18 protein-coding genes, 2 tRNA genes and 1 pseudogene are annotated in these 20403 nt (G+C 52.3%); 9 read left to right on the forward strand and 12 right to left on the reverse strand.

Going from position 1 to position 20403, the window contains the following annotated elements:
• Nucleotides 1-75: 75 nt before the first annotated feature.
• Nucleotides 76-624 (reverse strand): AAA family ATPase, encoded by a 549-nt coding sequence (locus HV261_RS15535; protein ID WP_202038756.1) that lies wholly within the window; start codon nucleotides 622-624, stop codon nucleotides 76-78.
• 263 nt (nucleotides 625-887) lie between these two features.
• Between HV261_RS15535 and HV261_RS15540 the strand changes: the two genes are divergently transcribed.
• The 5 genes and pseudogenes from HV261_RS15540 (at nucleotide 888) to HV261_RS15560 (ending at nucleotide 2401) form a co-directional block, all read left to right on the forward strand.
• Nucleotides 888-1220, forward strand: a complete 333-nt coding sequence (locus HV261_RS15540) for an EmrE family multidrug efflux SMR transporter (protein WP_063941528.1) — start codon at nucleotides 888-890, stop codon at nucleotides 1218-1220.
• Nucleotides 1221-1253: 33 nt separating this feature from the next.
• Nucleotides 1254-1802: a GNAT family N-acetyltransferase gene (locus HV261_RS15545; RefSeq protein ID WP_202038757.1), complete on the forward strand. Its 549-nt coding sequence runs from the start codon at nucleotides 1254-1256 to the stop codon at nucleotides 1800-1802.
• Nucleotides 1801-2045: pseudogene (locus HV261_RS15550) on the forward strand (glutathione peroxidase); the annotation flags it as partial. The gene HV261_RS15545 and the pseudogene HV261_RS15550, both read left to right, overlap by 2 nt.
• 199 nt (nucleotides 2046-2244) lie before the next feature.
• A tRNA-Val gene (locus HV261_RS15555) sits at nucleotides 2245-2321 on the forward strand.
• Nucleotides 2322-2324: 3 nt separating this feature from the next.
• Nucleotides 2325-2401 (forward strand) — tRNA-Val (locus tag HV261_RS15560).
• A 67-nt stretch (nucleotides 2402-2468) separates the two neighbouring features.
• Here the strand turns inward: HV261_RS15560 and HV261_RS15565 are convergent.
• A complete protein-coding gene (locus tag HV261_RS15565) occupies nucleotides 2469-3266 on the reverse strand; it encodes an MBL fold metallo-hydrolase (RefSeq protein WP_202038758.1) in 798 nt (265 codons plus the stop codon).
• A gap of 246 nt (nucleotides 3267-3512) precedes the next feature.
• On the opposite strand from HV261_RS15565, the gene HV261_RS15570 reads away from it, so the two are divergent.
• Nucleotides 3513-4253, forward strand: a complete 741-nt coding sequence (locus HV261_RS15570) for a substrate-binding domain-containing protein (protein ID WP_202038759.1) — start codon at nucleotides 3513-3515, stop codon at nucleotides 4251-4253.
• Here HV261_RS15570 and HV261_RS15575 read toward each other — a convergent pair.
• From HV261_RS15575 to puuE, 6 genes are all read right to left on the reverse strand, one after another.
• Nucleotides 4222-4974: an ABC transporter ATP-binding protein gene (locus HV261_RS15575; RefSeq protein WP_202038760.1), complete on the reverse strand. Its 753-nt coding sequence runs from the start codon at nucleotides 4972-4974 to the stop codon at nucleotides 4222-4224. The two genes, HV261_RS15570 and HV261_RS15575, sit on opposite strands and share 32 nt — an antisense overlap.
• Nucleotides 4971-5975, reverse strand: a complete 1005-nt coding sequence (locus tag HV261_RS15580; protein WP_202038761.1) for a FecCD family ABC transporter permease — start codon at nucleotides 5973-5975, stop codon at nucleotides 4971-4973. Before HV261_RS15580 ends, HV261_RS15575 begins: the two co-directional genes overlap by 4 nt.
• A complete protein-coding gene (locus HV261_RS15585) occupies nucleotides 5962-7017 on the reverse strand; it encodes an ABC transporter substrate-binding protein (RefSeq protein ID WP_137383295.1) in 1056 nt (351 codons plus the stop codon). The genes HV261_RS15580 and HV261_RS15585 overlap by 14 nt, the downstream gene beginning before the upstream one ends.
• A 164-nt stretch (nucleotides 7018-7181) precedes the next feature.
• Nucleotides 7182-8192, reverse strand: a complete 1011-nt coding sequence (locus HV261_RS15590; RefSeq protein ID WP_202038762.1) for an ABC transporter substrate-binding protein — start codon at nucleotides 8190-8192, stop codon at nucleotides 7182-7184.
• Between the two features lie 9 nt (nucleotides 8193-8201).
• Nucleotides 8202-10334: a TonB-dependent receptor gene (locus tag HV261_RS15595; RefSeq protein ID WP_202038763.1), complete on the reverse strand. Its 2133-nt coding sequence runs from the start codon at nucleotides 10332-10334 to the stop codon at nucleotides 8202-8204.
• 216 nt (nucleotides 10335-10550) lie between these two features.
• A complete protein-coding gene (gene puuE / locus HV261_RS15600) occupies nucleotides 10551-11813 on the reverse strand; it encodes a 4-aminobutyrate transaminase (RefSeq protein ID WP_202038764.1) in 1263 nt (420 codons plus the stop codon).
• Nucleotides 11814-11918: 105 nt separating this feature from the next.
• On the opposite strand from puuE, the gene pdxR reads away from it, so the two are divergent.
• Nucleotides 11919-13397 carry a MocR-like pyridoxine biosynthesis transcription factor PdxR gene (pdxR, locus tag HV261_RS15605; RefSeq protein ID WP_202038765.1) on the forward strand — a complete coding sequence of 493 codons (1479 nt, stop codon included), beginning with the start codon at nucleotides 11919-11921 and terminating at the stop codon, nucleotides 13395-13397.
• Nucleotides 13398-13495: 98 nt separating this feature from the next.
• Here the strand turns inward: pdxR and HV261_RS15610 are convergent, their stop codons facing one another.
• The 4 genes from HV261_RS15610 to HV261_RS15625 all read right to left on the reverse strand — a co-directional run bounded on the left by HV261_RS15610 (nucleotide 13496) and on the right by HV261_RS15625 (nucleotide 18602).
• Nucleotides 13496-14704: a c-type cytochrome gene (locus HV261_RS15610; RefSeq protein WP_202038766.1), complete on the reverse strand. Its 1209-nt coding sequence runs from the start codon at nucleotides 14702-14704 to the stop codon at nucleotides 13496-13498.
• A 3-nt stretch (nucleotides 14705-14707) separates the two neighbouring features.
• A complete protein-coding gene (locus tag HV261_RS15615) occupies nucleotides 14708-16600 on the reverse strand; it encodes an NAD(P)-binding protein (protein WP_202038767.1) in 1893 nt (630 codons plus the stop codon).
• Between the two features lie 89 nt (nucleotides 16601-16689).
• Nucleotides 16690-17163, reverse strand: a complete 474-nt coding sequence (locus HV261_RS15620; RefSeq protein WP_005121279.1) for an ester cyclase — start codon at nucleotides 17161-17163, stop codon at nucleotides 16690-16692.
• 11 nt (nucleotides 17164-17174) lie between these two features.
• Nucleotides 17175-18602, reverse strand: a complete 1428-nt coding sequence (locus tag HV261_RS15625) for an aminobutyraldehyde dehydrogenase (protein WP_202038768.1) — start codon at nucleotides 18600-18602, stop codon at nucleotides 17175-17177.
• Between the two features lie 304 nt (nucleotides 18603-18906).
• On the opposite strand from HV261_RS15625, the gene HV261_RS15630 reads away from it, so the two are divergent.
• Together HV261_RS15630 and HV261_RS15635 are read left to right on the forward strand one after the other, a co-directional pair.
• Nucleotides 18907-19632, forward strand: coding sequence for a FadR/GntR family transcriptional regulator (locus tag HV261_RS15630; protein WP_040233767.1), 726 nt, complete (start codon nucleotides 18907-18909; stop codon nucleotides 19630-19632).
• A gap of 24 nt (nucleotides 19633-19656) precedes the next feature.
• Entirely contained in the window at nucleotides 19657-20358 is a 702-nt protein-coding gene (locus HV261_RS15635) for a cache domain-containing protein (protein WP_202038769.1), read from the forward strand.
• Nucleotides 20359-20403 lie beyond the last annotated feature (45 nt).

A 20403-nucleotide genomic window follows, 5' to 3' on the forward strand; every position in this document is an offset into this window, starting at 1 on the left:
GCGGAAGTTGTATATTCACTGGAATGCGACAGATTCAGGTATGGTGATTCGTCATTACGCGTAGTTGATATTTTATCAACGTACTATCCTGGAAAGGATAAAATCCACACGATCCTCTACAGAAACACATGGCAATTCAATCAACTGATAATCATACGTACGGTATGTTTTCACCATTGCCTGATATGTCGCTATGGCGATATCGAAAGATTGTTTACGCTCTGTATCCTGTACATATATGTCACGCCAGGGTGGTGCAATAAATACGGTTCGGTTATAGCGAAATTTCTCGATGGCATTTTCCAAATGCCTCGGTATGGTAAGTTCAGAAAGGCTTAAATAACCTACAACATCAGGAACACCACGGTCGAATAAGCATGGTTGTGTTTGCCCTTCAGCTTCGTGCCACGAACGCATTTCCCAGGATAGCATGAGCTCTGCAAATGCAGTCTGGTTGGCCCACGGTAATGCATTGCCACCTATGTTCACCTGATCTTGTATAACGCCTCTTCCCGCTTCTTTAGAGCACCAAAACCCTCGTTTTTTAATCGTATCAATTATCGTGCTTTTGCCTGACCCTGGACCACCTGTAAGAATGAAACGATGTTGAAAAGCTGAAGACATTGAACCCTCCTATACATTTATAGACGCGATAAAGCAGCAATACTGATGGCGCACGTTTCACGAGTTGCCAGATTACTTGTTGACGGTTTTACTAGCTACATTTTATATCCCCATTGAATATCTGCTCCCGCTCAAAGCGAACCTTGCGGTACTTCGCTAGATGCCATGAAACGGACATTTCAGTAGTAGTTTGGGCTGTGTTCAAACTCACCCAACCCTTTGTGCTACGATATTTGCTTTAGATTGTCACATAGGATCAGATTTTGAATTCATACATTTTCCTTGCCGGGGCCATCGTAGCCGAAGTCATAGGTACAACCCTGATGAAGTTCTCTGACGGCTTCACACGCCTATGGCCATCTGTAGCAACTATTGTGTGCTACTGCACCGCCTTTTATCTTCTCTCCCAGACTCTGTCGACCATTCCGACGGGTATTGCGTACGCAATTTGGTCAGGTGCTGGAATCGTATTAATCAGCCTTTTGGGCTGGTTGGTCAGTGGGCAAAAGCTTGATTTTCCGGCGATCGCAGGCATGCTTCTTATTTGCGCTGGAGTTCTGGTTATTAATATTTTTTCAAAATCCTCCCCACATTGATTCTCTTATCTTGCTCAAGTAGGAAAAGCGCATATGAAAATACCAAAACTCCATACGGAACGCTTGCTGTTAAAACCATTAGAAGCCGAAGATGCCTCGCAGATTCAGGCGCTTTATCCACGCTGGGAGATAGTTCGCTATATGGTTTCCTCAGTACCCTGGCCCTATCCTGATAACGGTGCGGAGAATTACGTCAATAACGTTGCCCTGCCTGATATGGAAAAAGGGATTGCGTGGGTCTGGACTATCAGACTCCGCGAGGCCCCTGATGCTCTCATAGGTTTAATTTGCCTTTATGACGTTGAGGATAATAACCGTGGATTTTGGTTAGCTCCGGAATATCAGGGTCAGGGTTTTATGCGTGAGGCCAGTAATGTCGCTACGGATTACTGGTTTAATACGTTAAATAAGACGGTATTGCGTGCGCCGAAAGCATCTCTCAATATCCGTTCCAAACGTATATCAGACAGTAGCGGCATGCGGCTTATCAGGACGGAAAAGAAAGAGTATGTCAGCGGGTTGCTGGATTCTGAACTTTGGGAAATCACGCGCGACGAATGGAACGCTCGTCAGGTTGGTTAATATAAATTATGGAATGTACAGTGTGGGCTTCCCGATGTTTAAGGAAGTGGAAGTCAACGGTGCCGCTACGCACTCGGTATTTCGTTACCTGAAAGACGAATTATCCGGCGTGCTGGGTGGGCGGATCAAGTGGAATTTTGCTACGTTCCTGATCGGGCGTGACGGCAAGCCGCTCAAGCATTTTACCCCTTCACTACCCCAGAGAAAATAGAAACCACTATCCTTACCGCGCTTAAAGTCTGAGCGCCCCTGTAATTCAAACCGACCCTGGCATGCTCCAGTTCGCTGTCTGAATAAAAAACACGCTGCAAAATCAACAAAATATAATCAACTTGCTTAATTACTCTGCAATCGCGTGAAAACATGCAGAAAAATGCTAATTCCCTCTTGCCTCATTCGGTCTGTGCCGCTAATATTCGTCCCCGTTGTCACCTACAACGTTGCGTTCATAGCTCAGTTGGTTAGAGCACCACCTTGACATGGTGGGGGTCGTTGGTTCGAGTCCAATTGAACGCACCATTTGCGTCCGTAGCTCAGTTGGTTAGAGCACCACCTTGACATGGTGGGGGTCGGTGGTTCGAGTCCACTCGGACGCACCAAATCATATCCCTTTGATTTGGTGCTTTTCTACTTCGATAATTCTCAAACGTTCTCCTGAAACACATCCTATTCTTTGCGCAGACAGGCAAGATACTTCTGCACCGATCGCACCACAATTTGTCTGGCATTGGATTTAATATTCTGACCTTCAAATGCGCCATAGAGTCGATCGAATCTGACATCCTGCAGCGCGTGCATAATGTGGATAACCGCGCTTGCCGGCAATGGCAGTATATTGGGGTAGCTCCACATAAACGACACGGCATCCGCACCGGGCGTAACCTGCAGAATATCGCCTGCGAGGATTATCCCCTCTCCATCATCAATATGCATAATACTCCCCCCCGCAAAATGTCCGCCCAGGCGTAACAACGTCACGGTAGGGAGCAATTTATGCACATCGCCTTCCCATAACCGAATAGAGGGACTGTCACGCATAATCCACTGGCGATCGTCGGCATGCAGATAAATTGGTGCATCGAATGCTGCCGCCCAATCCTGCATCGTGGAGTAGTAGTGAGGATGCGAAATGGCAATAGCGCTCAACCCACCCAGCGCGGTGATGAGCGTCTGCGTGGCCGGGTCCAGATTCGCAATACAATCCCAGAGCACATTCCCCTGCGGGGTGCGTAGCAAAAATGCCCGCTGGTTAATGGCAAACCGTGGCACAGTCTGAATACTCAGTAGCGAACGCTCATGCTGCTGCCATTTATTCGTATGCGTCGCGTGAAGCACGGCTGGATCGATCCAAGATTGCCCGGTAACGGGAACATACTGGCGCTCATCTTCGCAGATTTTGCAATGCGTGATACCCCCTTGCGCATCGTCATACGACGTTCCGCAGGTCTTACACAAGATTGTCATTTGTCTTCCCCCTGCACGTTTGCCCTCTTCCGTTCCCGTTCAGGATCTTTTATTACGGTCAAAGCATAGAACAAAAAAGACTGCGTCAGCATCCCACCGCACGCTGGGTCAAATGTCCCTTTGAAAGTGAGTACCACACCAAATGATGCCAGCGGAACCGCGTCACCAGATGCCTTCAAAATTCCTGGTGCGGAGCGTATCATTCACCTTCTTCGCATAACCGCCATAGCCCAGAGATCAGATTTCATGTCCTCTTCAATCACCCTCCTTGCTGCGGGAAGTTTACGACTGGCATTTACCCCATTGCTCAATCAGTTCACCCGCCTTAGCGGCATTGAGGTCAACGTTGGCTATGGCCCGGCAGGGTTGCTACGCGAGCGTATTGAAGCCGGGGAACCGTGCGCACTGTTCGCCAGTGCAAATCGGGCACATCCGCAACGGCTACTGGACACACGCCAGGCCGTTTCCACGCATACACTGTGCTGGAATCAACTGGGTCTGGTCACCAACCGGCGCGGCGAATGGCTGGATTTACTACGCGACCCGGTGCTGCGTATTGGCACATCCACACCGGGCTGCGACCCTTCCGGTGATTATACCTGGGCATTTTTCGACAACATGGATGCACGGGAACCGGGCCTTGGACAACAGCTTCGTGCACGCGCCCTGCCACTGGTTGGTGGCCGCGATACGCTCAGCATCCCGCCAGGTGAATTGGCAAGTAGTTGGCTTCTTCGCCAGGGGTTGGCCGATCTGTTTATTGGTTACGCGCATTATGCCAAAGCACTGGGTTCACAGTCCGATGTTCGCTACGTTGCTATTCCCGCTGAACAGAACATCTTGTGCGAATACCAACTGGCGGTGCTTGATGCGTCTGAAGAAGTGATGAGGCTGGTTAAATTTATGCTTGCCCACGACGGTCAGGCATTCCTGACCGCCGCCGGATTCTTGCCCGTTAGCGCTGGATCGCAAACAGCGGTGCAATAAATGGGGTCTGATAGTTTTCCACACTGAATTTTCGCAGCGGCAGGCCATAGGCCTGGAACAGATTGTCTTCTGTCACCACATCGTCCGTCGGCCCTGCCAACCATTTGCCCTCGGGAAGCAACAGCAGCGTATGGGTTGCAATCTGTAAGGCGTGCAATGGATCGTGCGTCGAGAAAAGCACGCTACAGCCCTGCCGGTGTGCCAAATCGCTGATGAGCTGTAGCACGACCTGCTGATTGGCAAGATCCAGCGCTGAACATGGCTCATCAAGCAACAGCGTCTGGCATTCCGTAACCAGAGCGCGGGCAATCATCACCAGTTGCTGCTGACCACCAGAAAGAGAGCTAAACGATATGGCGGCGAGATGCGCAATGTTTAGCTGTTCCAGCGCCTGCTCCGCCCGTTGTTGATCCTGACGGCTGGGCTGAGCAAACAATTTTACGTGCTGTGCCCGCCCCATCAACACCACATCGCTCACCGTATAGGGAAACGGCAGATGGCAATGCTGGGCCACAATGCCTATCCCCCCATGAACCTTAATACTCCCGCCCAGTGCGGGTCGCGTGCCCGTGAGCGTATCCAGCAGCGTGCTCTTGCCCAGACCGTTTCGCCCAAGTACCGCCCAGATCTGGCCTTGCTCACACTGAAAAGTGAGGGGGTCAAACAATGGAGAGCGATAGCCATAGCTAAGCTGATTCACACTGAGCGCAACAGATGTCATTGTTTCCCCCGACGACTGGTACGAATAAGTAAGAAGGCAAACAGCGGTGCGCCGAGCAACGCGGTGATGATCCCCAGCGGTATTTCCGCATGCATCAGGGTGCGGGCGATATCATCGACCGCAATCATAAAACCGCCCCCCATCCAGAATGCACACGGGAGCAAGCGACGATGATCAACCCCCGCCAGCAACCGCGCAAGATGGGGAATAACCAGCCCGACCCAGGCAATGCTGCCGCTGACCGCCACCTGTGCGGCAACTAAAAACGCGCAGCACACCAGCACGCTACGCCGCAGCGGAACCACCGCCACGCCCAGTGCTTTAGCATCTTTATCATTGAGCGATAACAGATTTATCCGCCAGCGCAACTGGTACAACATCGTCGCCGCAATGGATACCGGGATCGCCAGCAGCAGGACTTTATGCCAGTTAGCCGTGGCAAAACTACCCAGCAGCCAGAATACGATGTTGGGCAAGGTTTCTTCCGTATCGGCCTGGTATTGAATCAGGCTCACCAACGCGGCAAAAAAACCACTTAAAATGATGCCAGACAAGATCAGCACCAGCGTATTTTCCAGCCCCTGTAAGGCCGCAATGGCATACACCAGAATCAGCGCCGCCAGACCGAAGAAGAAGGTTGACCCCATCATCAGCCACGGTTCAAGGCCCAGCAGAATAGCCAGTGTCCCACCGAAGGCCGCCCCCGAGGTTACGCCTATGATGTGCGGGTCGACCAATGGGTTGTGAAACACCCCTTGCAAGGTAGCGCCGCACAATCCCAACGCACCACCCGCCAGCAACGCCATCAGAATACGCGGTAGTCTGACCGTCCATATCACCTGACTGGCAATACCCTGCGCATCGCCAAAATGGGTGAGTTGATAAAACACTTCACGTAGCGACAACGGATATTGTCCGAGACACAGCGAACTGACCCCCAGCACCAACACCCCTGCTATCAGTAATGATTGCAGGGGGAAACCCCGTTTACTTAGCAGCATCAGACTGCCAGTTCACACGATAAAAACGTTGATAGTAATCCTGCGCCTGCGCATCCACGTCGACATTCTTATAGGCATCCGGGTAAAGTTTTTTGGCCATCCACAGCTCGCCTATCGCCAACGCTTCCGGCATCGGATAGCCCCAAGCTTTGGCATATTCAGGCATCAACCAGACACGATGATTTTTCACCGCATCAATGCCCTGCCAGTTAGGATCGTTTTGGATCTCAGTGACCACCTGTGGATATCGGTCCTGAACAAAAATCACCTGCGGGTTCCACGCCAGCACCTGCTCAAGCGCCACCTGACGTGCGCCTTTCACGCTGGCCGCCGCCACATTTAACCCTCCCGCATGTTGCATCATCAGGCCGGTGTATTTCCCGGAACCGTAGGTCATAAGATCAGGGTTAGCCATATAAATGCGAACCTTTTGCGCTTCCGGTATGGCCGCAACTGGCGCATTGAATTTTGCTCGCGCCGTAAAGACGTAATTGATCAGCGTTTCTGCCTGCGTTTTACGCCCTACCACATCCGCAATCAGGCGGATCCCCTGCTTTAAACCGTCGTTGTAGACCTGCTCTTCATCAGCCATCGTCGGGTTCATTTTATTCTGTTGCCCGGCAATATCCTGACGTAACGAGATAGCCACCACCGGGATACCGGCATTCTGAATCTGCTGGATCATCTCCGCCGGCGCATAGTTGGCGACAAACACCACCTGCGGATGAATCGCCAGCAGACTTTCGATATTCACGCTGGTGAGATCGCCAGGCGTAGGCAGCGTAGTTATTGTCGGCATAAACCGGGCAAACTCTGGCCCAAGCTGTTTTTTCCAGCTCGACATCACGCCGACGATATCCTGCGCAGCATCCAGTTGCACCAGAATATTCAGCGTCTGGTGTTGCAGCACAACCACCTTATCGACATGGTCAGGGATCGTAACCTGACGCCCAAGCTGATCGGTGATAGTACGATCCGCCTGCGCGGAAAAGGCAAAAAACATGCTGGCGCAAACCAGCACAAAAGAGCGAAGCGTTAACATAGATACCATCTGGATTGGGAAAAATTCGATATGCATTAAATTATATAACGTAATAGCTGGCAACCCATTCTCGCCAGACACGGTATACTGCAGCGCATGCTGCTACGGCAAATACAGCGTGTAACCCTGAACTGGCCTGCATTTGCCCGCCCACGCTTCCCGTTTTACCCCTGTGGGGGTAGCCCGGCTAAAATCCGCATCGCCTGCGCCTCGCTAAGCGAATAATCAAAAAACTGGCGGTAAAAATCGCGGGTTACGTTAACCATATCCAGACCGCTAAACAGTGTTGGATGCAGTTTTGACGCGGCCCACTGCAACTGCAACGCGCTTTCGGTTCCATAGCGATCCCAGGGGAAGACACCCGCCGGATTGCGCCAGACTTTTCCCTGTTTCACCGCGTTAAGTTCTTTGAACAACGCGGCATAAGGTGAACTGGCAATATCGCCACACCCCGCCCCGAGAATAATCACCTCCGGCTGCCAATACAGCACCCGCTCGGGTGAGACTTCTTTCATGTTACCGTCCACTTCCCCGGCGACGTTCCGCCCACCCGAGAGCGCAATCCAGGTATCAATCAACGTATTTCTACCGTCGACTTTCAGTGGATTTAGCGACTGAATATGCAGAACCCGCGGGCGCTGATTTTCCGCTAACGTCGCCGTTTTAGCGCGAACATCCGCAATCGTGTCGGTTAAAAATTGATTATATGCCACCGCCCTGGCGCGCGCCTGGTCCGTGCCCAACACGTCCGCCGTGGTCGTGACTGACTTTTCCATCGACGGATAATCAGTAAATGCCATTTCCAGCGTCGGGATACCCGCCTGGTTGTAGCTCTGCGCATCCCCCTTGCCCATTGCGACAAACAGAACGTCGGTATGCAGAGCCAGCAGGGCCTCGCTATTGAATGACGTCCCGTGAATTTGTAAGGCCTGATTAAGCGATGGGTTTATTTTGAACATCCACGGCTGGCTCTGTGGATGGTTGACAGTGGCGACAATCTGACGTCCCGCCCCCAGCGTCATCAGCACCGAGTGATGGGCAAACCAGCTATCCGCAATACGTTGAACCTGTGTGGGGACAGTTACAGTGTGACCGGCATCATCCACAACCTGACGCGTGGCCAGGGCGGGAAACGCCAGCCACACACAGAGCAACCATGTGTGGCACGTTTTCATCAGCAATCCTTAAAAATCAACCTGAACAGATATCTGCGCCTGACGTGGGGCGCCAAGTTGCGCACTGGCCGCCCCGGCCCCCGTATAACCCGTCAACGCGCCCGGGACAATGTTGGTCCAGTAGCGGCGGTCGGTCAGGTTAGTGATATCAAACCGGAAAGTCGTGGGCGTGTTCCACAGTCTGGTGGCATAACGGCTACCAATATTCACCGTGGTATAACTGCCTACCCAGGTATCATTCGCGTTATCGGTAGCCCGACGTCCGACGTAATGCACGTTGGCATCCACATCCAGTCCCTGAACCTGTTCAATGCTATAGACTGCCAGCACATTCGAGGTAAAGCGTGGCAAGCCGACAACCTGCTTACCCTCTGCATTACTGGCGGCAGTGTTGTGCAGCATGGGGTCCAACCAGGCGGCTCCCCCTAACACCCGTAAATTTTCCGTGATATGCCCATCAGCCATCAGTTCCAGCCCGCGGTTTTTCTGCGTCCCGTCCTGGGCAAATTCGCCATTGTCGTTGGTATAAGCGAAGGGACGTTTTGCTTCAAATAGCGCAGCGGTGAGCAGCAGATCTTTGACCGGCGCATATTTTGCCCCCACCTCCACCTGATGGCTGCGATACGGATCCAGTACGTGTCCTGCGTTGCTGGCCCCGGCCGGTGCGGTATCCCCCTGCTGCAAACTGTCAGCCCAGGTGGTGTACAGCGTGACGTTCTCAACCGGTTTATACATCAGGCTGGTGGAGCCGCTCATACCGTTATCCTTTTGGCGACTGGTTTCATGACCGGATTTGTTATAATTGCTGACGGTAAACAGGTTTTCGCTGCCAGACAGCAACAAACCCCATTGCGGAGTGAAATGCAGCGTATCGCTTAACAGAAATGCATGCTGCGTAGTGGTCGCCGAATGATAGCGATGAGTAAAGTCAGGATAAGGCGGGCGTGGATAGTCGGGGTGTTGATCAAGTGAAGAATGCCCCAGCGTAAAGGTTCCCCCATTTCTCGGGTTATAGTTTTTCCATACAAATCCGCGCATTCCGGTCGCGATATCCTGCGTCAACCAGCCAGAATCAATGCTGCCGGTCAGGTTCGCTAAATAGCTGTTGATCGTAAAGCGACTGGCCGCTGAATTCGAGGTCGTGGTGGTGTAGTGACCCCGATTATCCGTCAGGGTATTGGTTACCGCCGTCGATTCACGGTCAGCCACCTGGTGTAAGGCTCCCAGATCCAGCATCCAGTTACCGTCAAAATCATGCTTGATGTGCATGTCCGCGGTGGTCGTTTCATCATCATGACCCGCATACGACTGACCATATTTACTGTTAGTCGGATCGAATGCCGAAGGAAACTGCACGCCTTTTGCCAGCGCAAAGCTGCCCGGCATGCCTTTTTCGTAATAATGGTAATAGCTGAAATTACTCTCCAGCACGGTTTTATCGGTCAACTGAAAATCCAGGCCCAATCCTGCGTACTGCCGACGAACATGACTATCGGTGGTGTAACTGTGCCCTTCATCATTCATCAGGTTGAGGCGGTACTTCACTCGGTCTCCCGCGTCGACAGGGCCGCTGAAATCCATTGATGCCAGCGTTCCTGACCCTGTACCTTGCCCTAAGGTAACCCGATGCAGTGGCGTATCCAGAGGGCGTTTCGAGACCAGATTAAACATCCCCGCCGGGTTGGCTGGCCCGTACAGTGAGCCCGCGATACCGCTCAGTACGTCTATATTCTGGAACTGCTCTGTCGGATATTCGGTGGTGGAAACGGCATTCAGCCCATCAATCATATGGTTTTGCACCACGCTCCCTTGCATGCCACGGGTTTGTGGTCGAACACCCTCTCCCTGAACGGACGGTATGTAGCGATAAACATCCTTAACATCTTTGATTTGTTGCTGATCAATCACCTTTTTCGACAGTGTTTGTACCGACCACGGAACATCGATTAACTCTCGCTGGCCCAGGCTACCGATCGTCGCCTTTTTTTCAGCCGCCGCAGGCTCCTGCTCGGGGAACGAAGATTGAGCAGGCGCGGAGGCAGTCACGGTAATGGTGTCATCAGCATGGGCCGACAGGGGGGCGGCAAGACAAGAAAACGTCAGCAACCCGGAGGCAATTGGGGTGATTTTGCAATTTAACATGTGTTGATTCAATTCGTTAGATAGAAAGACTGGCGGTCGCTAACACAAGCGCCTTCTCTTGCGGGGCACGTTTATTATATTTGTATGATGAATAGGATAGGCTTAATCGATATGTATGTAAATATATAACGACAGGGGATTGGCGAATTGGCGACAACAAAAAAGCCGACGGTAATGGCTACTGTCGGCTTTACACACGATCTGTGCTGAACGAGATTACTTCATCGACGTTTTGATTATCTCTAACGCTTGTGCAAACTGATCCTGCGGAATAGTCAGTGGGTACAGGAAGCGGATCACGTTGCCATACTGACCGCACGTCAACAGCAACAGCCCCTGTTCAAGCGCTTTTTTCTGCACGCGCTGTGCGGCGGTGGCACTGGGTTCACCCGTGGCCGCATCGCAGAATTCAGCGGCAATCATCGAGCCTAATCCCCGCACTTCAGCAAGTTCAGGACATGCTGCACGCGCATCGGTCAGCACAGCACGCAGCTGCTCGCCAAGCGCTGCTGCACGCTGGCACAGCTTTTCATCACGGATGATATCCAGTACCGCATGAGCTGCCGCAATCGAGAGCGGGTTCCCGGCGTAAGTCCCCCCCAGCCCACCCGGCGCAGGCGCATCCATAATATCGGCTTTGCCTACCACACCCGATAACGGCATCCCACCCGCAAGGCTTTTCGCCATGGTCATCAGATCTGCTTTATCCGCATAGTGATCCATCGCAAACAACTCCCCGGTACGGGCAAAACCACTTTGCACCTCATCGGCAATCATCACGATGCCATGCTCATCGCAGATACGGCGAATTGCCGCGACAAACTCCGCCGGTGCGACAACAAAGCCGCCTTCACCCTGGACGGGTTCGAAGATAATCGCCGCGACCTGGCTCGGATCGATATCCGCTTTAAACAAACGCTCTATCGCTTTGACCGAATCTGCAGTTGAAATCCCCTGCAGCGCAGAAGGATACGGCGCATGGTAAACGGACCCCGGGAACGGGCCGAAGCCTTTTTTGTATGGTGCCACTTTGCCGGTTAACGCCATCGTCATGTATGTCCGCCCGTGGAAACCACCGCCAAAGGCGATAACGCCAGGACGGCCGGTGTGAGCGCGGGCAATTTTAACCGCATTTTCCACGGCCTCAGCCCCGGTGGTAAAGAATGTCGTTTTACGCTTACCGTCAATTGGCGCCACCGCGTTGATTTTCTCCGCCAGCGACACATAGCTTTCGTAGGGAACAATCTGATAAGCCGTATGGGTAAAGGCTTGCAGTTGCGCTTCAACGGCCTGCACCAGACGCGGATGGCGGTGCCCGGTGTTCAGCACGGCTATCCCGGCGGCGAAATCGATATACTGATTGCCTTCTATATCGGTAATCGTGCTGTTTTCAGCCGACTGGGCATAAAAATCACACATCACGCCCACGCCACGTGGGGTGGCATCCAGACGACGTTGTTGCAGGTTTTTATTGTTCATTCTCTACACCTTGTCCATAAACACAATTGGTTGAATTACCCTTTAAATTTAGACGCCATCTGGTACTTTAATCGAGAGCCAAATCGTTTTATTTTAAGGAGCCAAATGCGTTCACTTGCCGGAGATGTGATCAAGCATGCATTTAGCCAGCAGACTGACGAGAAGCTGCATCGTCGCCTGTATGCCGCCATCTGTAGCTGCATCCTTGAGGGGAACCTGAAACCCGCTACCCGCATGCCTCCTTCACGCGATCTGGCGAGTGAGTTGGCGTTATCACGGAATACTGTCCTGCGGGTTTACGAGCAGTTGCAGGCCGAAGGCTATATCTCTGCGCGCACCAGCAGCGGTACATTTGTGACCGACAGCGTGCTGGACAATCTCGGCCTGGCCCCTAATAAACAACTGGTTTCACCTGCAACACATGAAGACCACACCAGTTTGTCCGCCCGTAGTCTTGAACTGTTAGGGCATGCCAGCGCCAGCCCCCGCCAGTGGGGGGCTTTTATTCCTGGTGTACCGGACGTGCATTCTTTCCCGCATCGCACACTGAAAAAAATTCAGGATCGGTTGGCAAGGCGGCTACGCCCGGAGTTTCTCACCTACGATGCCACTGGTGGTTTGATTGAACTGAAAGAAGCGCTGGCGGACTATCTGCGCACCGCACGCGGCGTGCGCTGTACGCCCGATCAAATATTGATTACCGAGGGCATTCACCAGGCGTTGGATCTGGTAACCCGCTCGTTGTGTAATCCTGGTGATAATACGTGGATTGAAGAACCCGGTTACTGGGGAATAAAAAACATTCTGCGCATCAATGCCGTCAACTTTTCGGCCATCCCGGTTGATGAGCAAGGCATGGTTCCGCCTGCTTGCGTCGAACCGGCGCCGAAACTCATTTTTGTGACACCGTCACATCAATATCCCCTTGGCCCGGTAATGAGCCTTGGTCGACGGCGGCAGCTACTCTATCAGGCACGTGAAACGCACAGCTGGATTGTGGAAGATGACTACGACAGCGAGTTTCGTTTTTCCGGCCAACCCATCCCGTCATTACAGGGACTGGAAGAAGATGCTCCGGTTATCTATATCGGCACCTTCAGCAAGACCCTCTATCCGGCACTGCGGCTCGGGTACGTTGTGATCCCCAAACCGCTTGCCGCCCCACTGATGAAGGTACACAACGATCTCTATCGTGGTGGGCATCTCCTGATTCAGGCGGCGCTGGCTGAGTTTATTCGTGAGGGTTACTATGCAGCGCACATCCGTAAAATGCGCCAGTTATATAGCCGCCGACGCCATACGTTGGTAGAGCTCATCATCAGCCAGCTTGGTGAGGATTATCTGGGACCTTACAGCAGCAACGCCGGACTACATCTGATTTTACAGCTACCTGCGGGTACTGATGATAGCGCCATTGCCCAACAGGCCAACGCACAAGGTCTTCTGGTTCGCCCGCTTTCACGGTACTACGTGAAAGAAGAAAAACGCAGCGGTCTGCTGCTGGGCTTTGCCAGTATTGAAGAACATGAAATGGCTGAGGCGTTTACCCGACTGGCGGGTATTATCAGGATAAACAGCGAGTAAGCACTGCCGGATGGCGGTGCAAGCACCTTATCCGGCCTACGAATTACGCATTTTTGTAGGCCGGATAAGCGCAGCGCCATCCGGCATCATCGCACCGATTAATGTGAGGCTTTTTTAATCCCGGACAGATCTTCCTGGCTTATCTCACCATTACCCTCACCCCAGCTTTTACGCACGTAATTGATCACGTCGCGCATTTCGCTGTCGCTGAGCAACCCACTATAGGCTGGCATCTTAAAGGAGACATTCCCGCGTGTCGTCGGTGTTTCTGCGCCGTGGGCAATCACCCTGAACAACGGCGTTGGGTCGTCTACCATCACTAACGGGTTGTGAATGAGCGAAGGTGCATTATCATCGGTTCCTTTCCCTTCCAGACCATGACAGGTCGAGCAGTAGCGGTTGTAAGTCACTTTACCCGCTTCAGGCGAATTCGACCAGGAGGCCGTGACAGCTACTGTACGTGCCGGTTCCGTCTTCGCACTTTTCAGGCTCAACAGATATTGTGCAATCGCCGTGGCATCTTCGTGCGTCAAATACTGAGTGCTCTGGCTGACGACTTCAGACATCGATCCCGATACTGCAGCATGTTTGCTTTTCCCCGTCAGCAGCAATGACGTTAACGCCTGCTCAGACATCCCGGTTCCCCGTAGCGATGGCGCATACCAGCCGTCGATCATCGCCCCGCTCAGATACTCAGCATCGGCATTGGTATAGGCTTTTTCGTTCATCGCCATCCCTCGCGGGGTATGGCATGACCCGCAGTGACCCGGACCTTCCACCAGATAAGCACCCCGTTTTACCCGTGCTGCTGTATCATCCGCTTTGTGGTCTTCAACAGCGGCAGTCGGCGCATCGGTAAACAACCAATTCCAGATATGCAGCGGCCAGCGGGCCGAGACAAGCCAGGGAATTGCGTTCTCTTTATTGGGCTCTGCTGACGGCTTAACATCATGCATGAAGTAGCTATACAGCGCCTGAACATCTGCGTCGGACAGTTTCGAGTAAGAAGGATAAGGCATCGCCGGATACAGGGGATGGCCGTCTTTGGCAATCCCCTGACGCACGGCCTTCTCAAAATCATCGTAAGAATAGTTGCCGATACCGTGAGTCTTATCCGGGGTAATATTCGTCGAATAGATATCACCAACCGGCGTGGGGAACTTCTTGCCTCCTGCCATCGCCGCTCCGCCATCCGCGGTATGGCATGCCACGCAGTCGGAGATCCTCGCGATGTACTCACCGTTAGATTCAGCGGCAGAGACAGAAGCAGTAAACAGGCAGGCGATGAGAACGGTTACATTACGCATAGATCACCCCATATCCTTGAGTTCATTGACCGCGCGCCATGCCTGATCGATAGCAGCATGAGCATAAGCGCTCCAGTCAGCATCAGAGTTAGCGATGGCAATACGTCCGATAGGTTTACGCGCCCGCTCAATAATCTCCGGCATTTTTTCCATATCGTCGAACAGTGAATTAGCGTAATACGCATAACCATGCGCCCAACGGTTAACGGTAATGGCCGCAATATCCCGCTGATTGTCAAAACCGGTTGAGCCAAACATTTCCTGCAACTGAGAACGGATCATCTCTTCATGTGCGGCAAACGTGGTCCCCAGCAGATAAGCACGACCCAAACGGAACTGCTCCCTCGCGGACAGATTACTGCCAGGATACGTGGGCACATAGACCATATGAATCACCATGGGCTCGTCCGGCGAGGCCGGGTGTTGATATCCGCCGATACTGACCGGATAGTCGAGCTTGATTCGGCTGTAAGGCGCGGCTGGCGAATAAAACTCATGAACCCCCAGTTGCTTAAACGCTTGCCAGTTTTTGACCACCACATTGGTGTACACCAGCGGCGCCTTCACGTTCAGTTTGAGATCGGCCTGCTGCTGCTCCGGCGTTTCCGGTACCAGATACGGGATCATCATGTTATAGCCCGCCATAATGGCGTTCTTACCGCGCACGCGATGCATTTTGCCGTCGCAAAGATACGTGACGGCAACGCCCCCCTCCACGTTCGCCGCATTTATCACCGTGCTGTTCAGGCGCAAACGCGTGGCGTTTTCCGGCAGGTCGAGCTTTTCATAATGCAGTCTGGCGAGGACAGAATCTTCCATGGTATTGCCCGGCAGCGCGTCCGGCACCATGTGTCTGACCAGCAACCGTGCCAGACCCGCATTGCCATCCGGGAAATGATAGACATAGGGTTCTTCGAGGTCGGCCAGCGATTCACCGTCCAGCGGCGGCAGCCCTAACGCTTCCATTCCCGGCAATGCGCACGCACGAGCATCACTACCGGATATGCCTTCAATACCGATGGCAAAGAAATCGTTGGAACGCTGCTGAAAATAGAGCAGCGCCATTTTGCTTAAACCAACCCTGGTGGAAAGAAACTCACTATAGCTGTGGGTATCCAGCCATTCTGTTTTCTCATCAACCGTCATCCCAGGAAGATAATCAACCGGACGCACGTGCAGATCGATCAGCGCTTTACGATCTTCCTCACTCAAGGGGAAGTCGTTGATAAAGTCTTCGATATTCCGGCCATTGAGCCGATCCGGCGGAATATCATCGGACACCGCACGCCCCGGATCGCCGCTGACTATTTTCGTCTCACCAAAATTCTTTTTATCGAAGAAGACGCCGCGACTAAGCTGCCAGTCGGGGTAGAAATTAACGTCAAAACTCTTTTTCAACCGCGTGACGCTTACGCCGACGGTTTCCATCAGCTTATTCACTTCGGGGCTGAAATTATGCGCGGGTGACTGAAAGGCTTCACTCCCGCCATATCCGATCAGTTTTTTGCCTGCTGAGGTAAATTCATTGCGTTTGGCGTGACCACCAAAATCATCATGGTTATCGAGGATCAGCACCTTGCTGTTTTTCCCGGCCAGTTCATGCCAGAAACAACCCGCGGCCAGTCCGCTGATACCGCCGCCCACAATCACCAGATCGTACTCTTCCTCTACGGGCAGAGCGCTTAAATCAAAGTGTTTATGTTCACGGCCTAACGCATGAGCCATTTCAAACGAACCCGGATGGTTACCGCGTAGCCCCGTTAACGCCGGCGGATAATAACTTCCATCAATAAATTCGTGCCCCTTTCCAGCCGCTCTGACCAGATCCAGAGGGGTCAGTCCCGCAGCGATCGTCACCGCCACGCCGTTGAGAAAATCACGTCGGGTAATTGCCATTACTTTGTCCTTTTGCCACTGACACATTGTCCTAAAAAACACTACAAATGAGAGGTTCCCCCTCGCAGATACAAGGAGGATACCGCCGACTACTTCACTGGCTTTAGCTCTTCATCCAGTTTTTTAGCGTCATAATAATCACCCTGCCAGGTGATTTTTCCTGCCTTAACATGAATATAGCTGACACCTTCAAATTTGATCGGATTATTTGTCGGCGGGCTTCCCGCCCATTCGCCGCTATTTTTACCCGAGAATTCCCAACGAAATGCCACAGTATCTTCATCAGCAACAGGTTTACCGACCATTTTCCAGGTCAGATCCGGGACCGCCTTAATAAATGCACCGATCACGTCTTTTTCAGCTTTTTCCCGGCCGGTTACCGGCTCCCCTGCAGCGGCATCGTAATAAACGGCATCGTCCGCCAGGTACTGGGCTGCCAGCGGCGCATTATGCGCATTCCATGCTGCCATATACGCTTTTACCGTATTCAGCGGTGAGCTTTCTGCCAGGCTGAACCCTGAGAACATCACTAATGAAAGCGCGGCTATTTTTAATGTTTTCATCGTATTACCTGTTATTCGGAAATATCACACATGATATGTTTCACCCGGGTATACTCATCGAGCGAATAAGAGGAGAGATCTTTTCCGTAGCCGGATTTTTTGAATCCACCGTGCGGCATTTCGGCGCACAGCGGAATATGACTGTTAATCCATACGGTGCCGAAATCGAGATCAATGCTGAAACGCTGCGCGCGACGGTGATTGCAGGTCCAGACGCTCGCGGCCAGGCCATATTCCACATCATTCGCCTTGTGCAACGCATCTTCATCACCAGAAAACGACTGAATGGTCATTACCGGACCAAACACTTCGTGTTGAATGGCTTCATCGTGTTGATGCAGGCCGGAAATTATCGTCGGCTCAAAGTAGAAACCCGGCCCAGGCCCCGCATGGCCACCGGTTTCAATTTTCGCATGTGCAGGTAAACGCTCAATAAACCCCTTCACCTGCTCAAGCTGGTTTTTGCTATTCAACGCGCCATATAACGCATCCTGATCCTGCGGAGGACCAAACTTGATACTTTTCGTTTTTTGGATCAGTTTTTCCAGGAACGTCGCATAGACAGAATCTTCCACCAGGATGCGCGTGGCGGCAGTACAATCCTGTCCGCCATTGAAAAATCCTGCGGTAGTGATGGCAGTAATCGCCTTGTCCATATCGGCATCAGCGAATACGACGGCGGGCGCTTTGCCACCCAGTTCAAGATGGGCCTTTGTCAGGTTAGCTGCGGCTGATGCCGCAACCTGCAGACCCGCGCGTACCGAACCGGTAATCGACACCAATGAAGCCGTCGGGTTAGAAACCACCAGTGAGCCAGTACTGGCCTTGCCCAACACGACGTTAAACGCCCCTCGCGGAAATAAAGGTGCCGCCAGTTCAGCCAGGAGCAGCGTACTTACCGGGGTGGTATCGCTTGGCTTTAAAACCACCGTATTGCCAGCGGCCAGCGCCGGTGCAATCTTCCATACCGCCATCATAAACGGGTAATTCCACGGTGTGACTTGTCCCACTATGCCCAACGGCTCACGGCGAATCGTTGAGGTGAACCCGGCGGAATATTCTCCGGCGGCCTTCCCTTCCAGACAACGTGCTGCACCGGCAAAAAAACGGATCGCATCGCACGACGCAGCGATCTCTTCTTTTTCGATAAAATGACGCAATTGACCGGTTTCCTGGCTTTGCGCGTTGACCAGTCGTTCAACATTTTTTTCTATCTCATCCGCCAGTTGCAGCAGTGCTTTTTGCCGCTGGGCAGGTGTCGATTTTTTCCATATGTTAAATGCCGCCGCGGCCGCCGAGTAGGCAAGCGCCACCTCAGTCGCACCGGCATTAGGCGATAACGCGTACGTTTCACCGTCAACCGGACTCACCAGCTCAAACGTGTCTTCTGTGTTACCCGCTACATATTGCCCGTTTATAAAATGCTTCAGGGTTCTCATGCCTGTCTCCCGCCAATTAATACATAAAGAAGCTTATGTAATATATATATTGTAAAAATTTTTCAAATGCGCAACATTGACACTATGATAAGCCTCGCACTTTTAACTTAAATTTTACATTTTCAGGGTAAGGTTTTTCATCGTCAGCGCGCAGCGCGTTTTGACGCTATCGGGACACACATCCGTCTGTGCAGCGATGTTGCGCGTGGGCAGGTAAAATAACGCGGCCATTCTGACCTTTCGTGCCCCGCGGGCATGTGTTAAAAATGGTCGTTGTTTCAGGGAATTGAGTGCAGAAAAGATTATGATTACTCATGCGGTCATATTTGCGCCTATCGGGCAGGTCAGTCGTTCAGACCAGATAGTGCAGCGCCTTTCAAACGCCATTATTACCGGGTTGCTGGAGCCAAAAGAACAGCTGCCCAATGAAACCGATTTGGCAAAGATGATGGGTGTCTCACATATCACTATCAGAGAAGCGCTCAACACGCTTCGGGCTAATAATCTTATCCATACGGTTCGTGGCCGTAATGGCGGGAGCTTCGTTTGCGAGAATATTGATGGCAAAAATAGCGCCCTGCATCCGTTTAAATCGATCAGTACCGATTACCTTTCGGATTTAGGCGAAATGCATTGCGCCATTATCAGCCACAGCGCCAGGTTAGCCTCCAGACGCATGACCGCAGCGGATATTGCCAAATTTCGCGAGTTTGTAGACGTGCTGAGGAAAGCCGACTCACCGGAACTGATGACTCAGGCCGATATGCGTTGTTTGCTGGCAATTGCGGCCAGCTCTCATTCGGCACGGCTGGCCAACCAGGAGCTTCAGGTCCAGGCCGAGTGGGCATCGCTGGTGGCAATACTCTATCGCGCCGACAATATTCATGCGGAAATTATTGCGCTTTATTCGGCGCTCGCCGACGCGCTCGCCGCCCATAACGAGACCGGGTCAGTCCAGTACGCCACGCAGATCATCGACACGTTTACCTATTACCTTATTGAAAAAAAGCTGAAATATAATTCGAACTGACAATCAGTGAAGGCAGGACAGACCATGAGCTCTTCGACATCCTTAAGCGCATTAATCCGTAAAATTGATGATATTACCGCCTCTACCGTAGAGTCTACCGTTGCGCTGGCGAGGAGCATTCACGAGGCCATTGCCGGTGTGCAAAAAGCGTCAGCCGAAGTTGTCCTCGACTCCGCTGTCAGATCAACGGTTCAGCAACACATCAAGAGCACACTGAACAACAATCACTACTGTTCAGGCGCAGGTTTCGCCAGCCATATTGCGAGTACAGCAACCACCAAAGAATATTGGCTGCTGGAATGGTGGTATAAGAAAGATAATGGATTGAGTCAGGCACATCTGGATTTGGATCAGGCGACGCAACAGCGGCTGGATTTCAGAACCTTTGAGTGGTTTAAGCATTCGCCTCCGGCAGGTGAAGCGTATATCCATGGCCCGTATGTCGACTATATCTGTAACATCTCCTATACCCTAACCTCGGCGGTTCCGGTTTACTATCATAAACAGTTCCTCGGCGTCGCCGCCGTCGATCTGCTGGTCAGTCAGATAGAAGCCGAACTGCTCTCCTGCCCTCACCCTGATTATGTCATTCTGACCAATCTGGAAAACCGGATCATCTTTTCCAGTTGGCCGCGCTTTCGCGTCGGTGAATTATTGTCACCTGCGCACAGCACGGTGGTGTATCAAAGCGACTACTTTATCCTTTATCACTACCAGAAAGGCTGAGCGTTACCGGATAAAGATGCCAGCGTCGTATCCGGCGCGCAAAAC

Source organism: Citrobacter sp. RHBSTW-00671 (assembly GCF_014103415.1).
Classification (GTDB): domain Bacteria; phylum Pseudomonadota; class Gammaproteobacteria; order Enterobacterales; family Enterobacteriaceae; genus Citrobacter.

Excerpts from the sequence above, each read along its gene's own strand:
- pdxR (WP_202038765.1), top strand. The coding sequence starts at position 11,919 with ATGCGTTCACTTGCCGGAGATGTGATCAAGCATGCATTTAGCCAGCAG.
- HV261_RS15595 (WP_202038763.1), bottom strand. The coding sequence starts at position 10,334 with ATGTTAAATTGCAAAATCACCCCAATTGCCTCCGGGTTGCTGACGTTT.
- HV261_RS15590 (WP_202038762.1), bottom strand. The coding sequence starts at position 8,192 with ATGAAAACGTGCCACACATGGTTGCTCTGTGTGTGGCTGGCGTTTCCC.
- HV261_RS15585 (WP_137383295.1), bottom strand. The coding sequence starts at position 7,017 with ATGTTAACGCTTCGCTCTTTTGTGCTGGTTTGCGCCAGCATGTTTTTT.
- HV261_RS15620 (WP_005121279.1), bottom strand. The coding sequence starts at position 17,163 with ATGAAAACATTAAAAATAGCCGCGCTTTCATTAGTGATGTTCTCAGGG.
- HV261_RS15625 (WP_202038768.1), bottom strand. The coding sequence starts at position 18,602 with ATGAGAACCCTGAAGCATTTTATAAACGGGCAATATGTAGCGGGTAAC.
- HV261_RS15565 (WP_202038758.1), bottom strand. The coding sequence starts at position 3,266 with ATGACAATCTTGTGTAAGACCTGCGGAACGTCGTATGACGATGCGCAA.
- puuE (WP_202038764.1), bottom strand. The coding sequence starts at position 11,813 with ATGAACAATAAAAACCTGCAACAACGTCGTCTGGATGCCACCCCACGT.
- HV261_RS15545 (WP_202038757.1), top strand. The coding sequence starts at position 1,254 with ATGAAAATACCAAAACTCCATACGGAACGCTTGCTGTTAAAACCATTA.
- HV261_RS15570 (WP_202038759.1), top strand. The coding sequence starts at position 3,513 with ATGTCCTCTTCAATCACCCTCCTTGCTGCGGGAAGTTTACGACTGGCA.
- HV261_RS15610 (WP_202038766.1), bottom strand. The coding sequence starts at position 14,704 with ATGCGTAATGTAACCGTTCTCATCGCCTGCCTGTTTACTGCTTCTGTC.
- HV261_RS15630 (WP_040233767.1), top strand. The coding sequence starts at position 18,907 with ATGATTACTCATGCGGTCATATTTGCGCCTATCGGGCAGGTCAGTCGT.
- HV261_RS15615 (WP_202038767.1), bottom strand. The coding sequence starts at position 16,600 with ATGGCAATTACCCGACGTGATTTTCTCAACGGCGTGGCGGTGACGATC.
- HV261_RS15535 (WP_202038756.1), bottom strand. The coding sequence starts at position 624 with ATGTCTTCAGCTTTTCAACATCGTTTCATTCTTACAGGTGGTCCAGGG.
- HV261_RS15635 (WP_202038769.1), top strand. The coding sequence starts at position 19,657 with ATGAGCTCTTCGACATCCTTAAGCGCATTAATCCGTAAAATTGATGAT.
- HV261_RS15580 (WP_202038761.1), bottom strand. The coding sequence starts at position 5,975 with ATGCTGCTAAGTAAACGGGGTTTCCCCCTGCAATCATTACTGATAGCA.
- HV261_RS15575 (WP_202038760.1), bottom strand. The coding sequence starts at position 4,974 with ATGACATCTGTTGCGCTCAGTGTGAATCAGCTTAGCTATGGCTATCGC.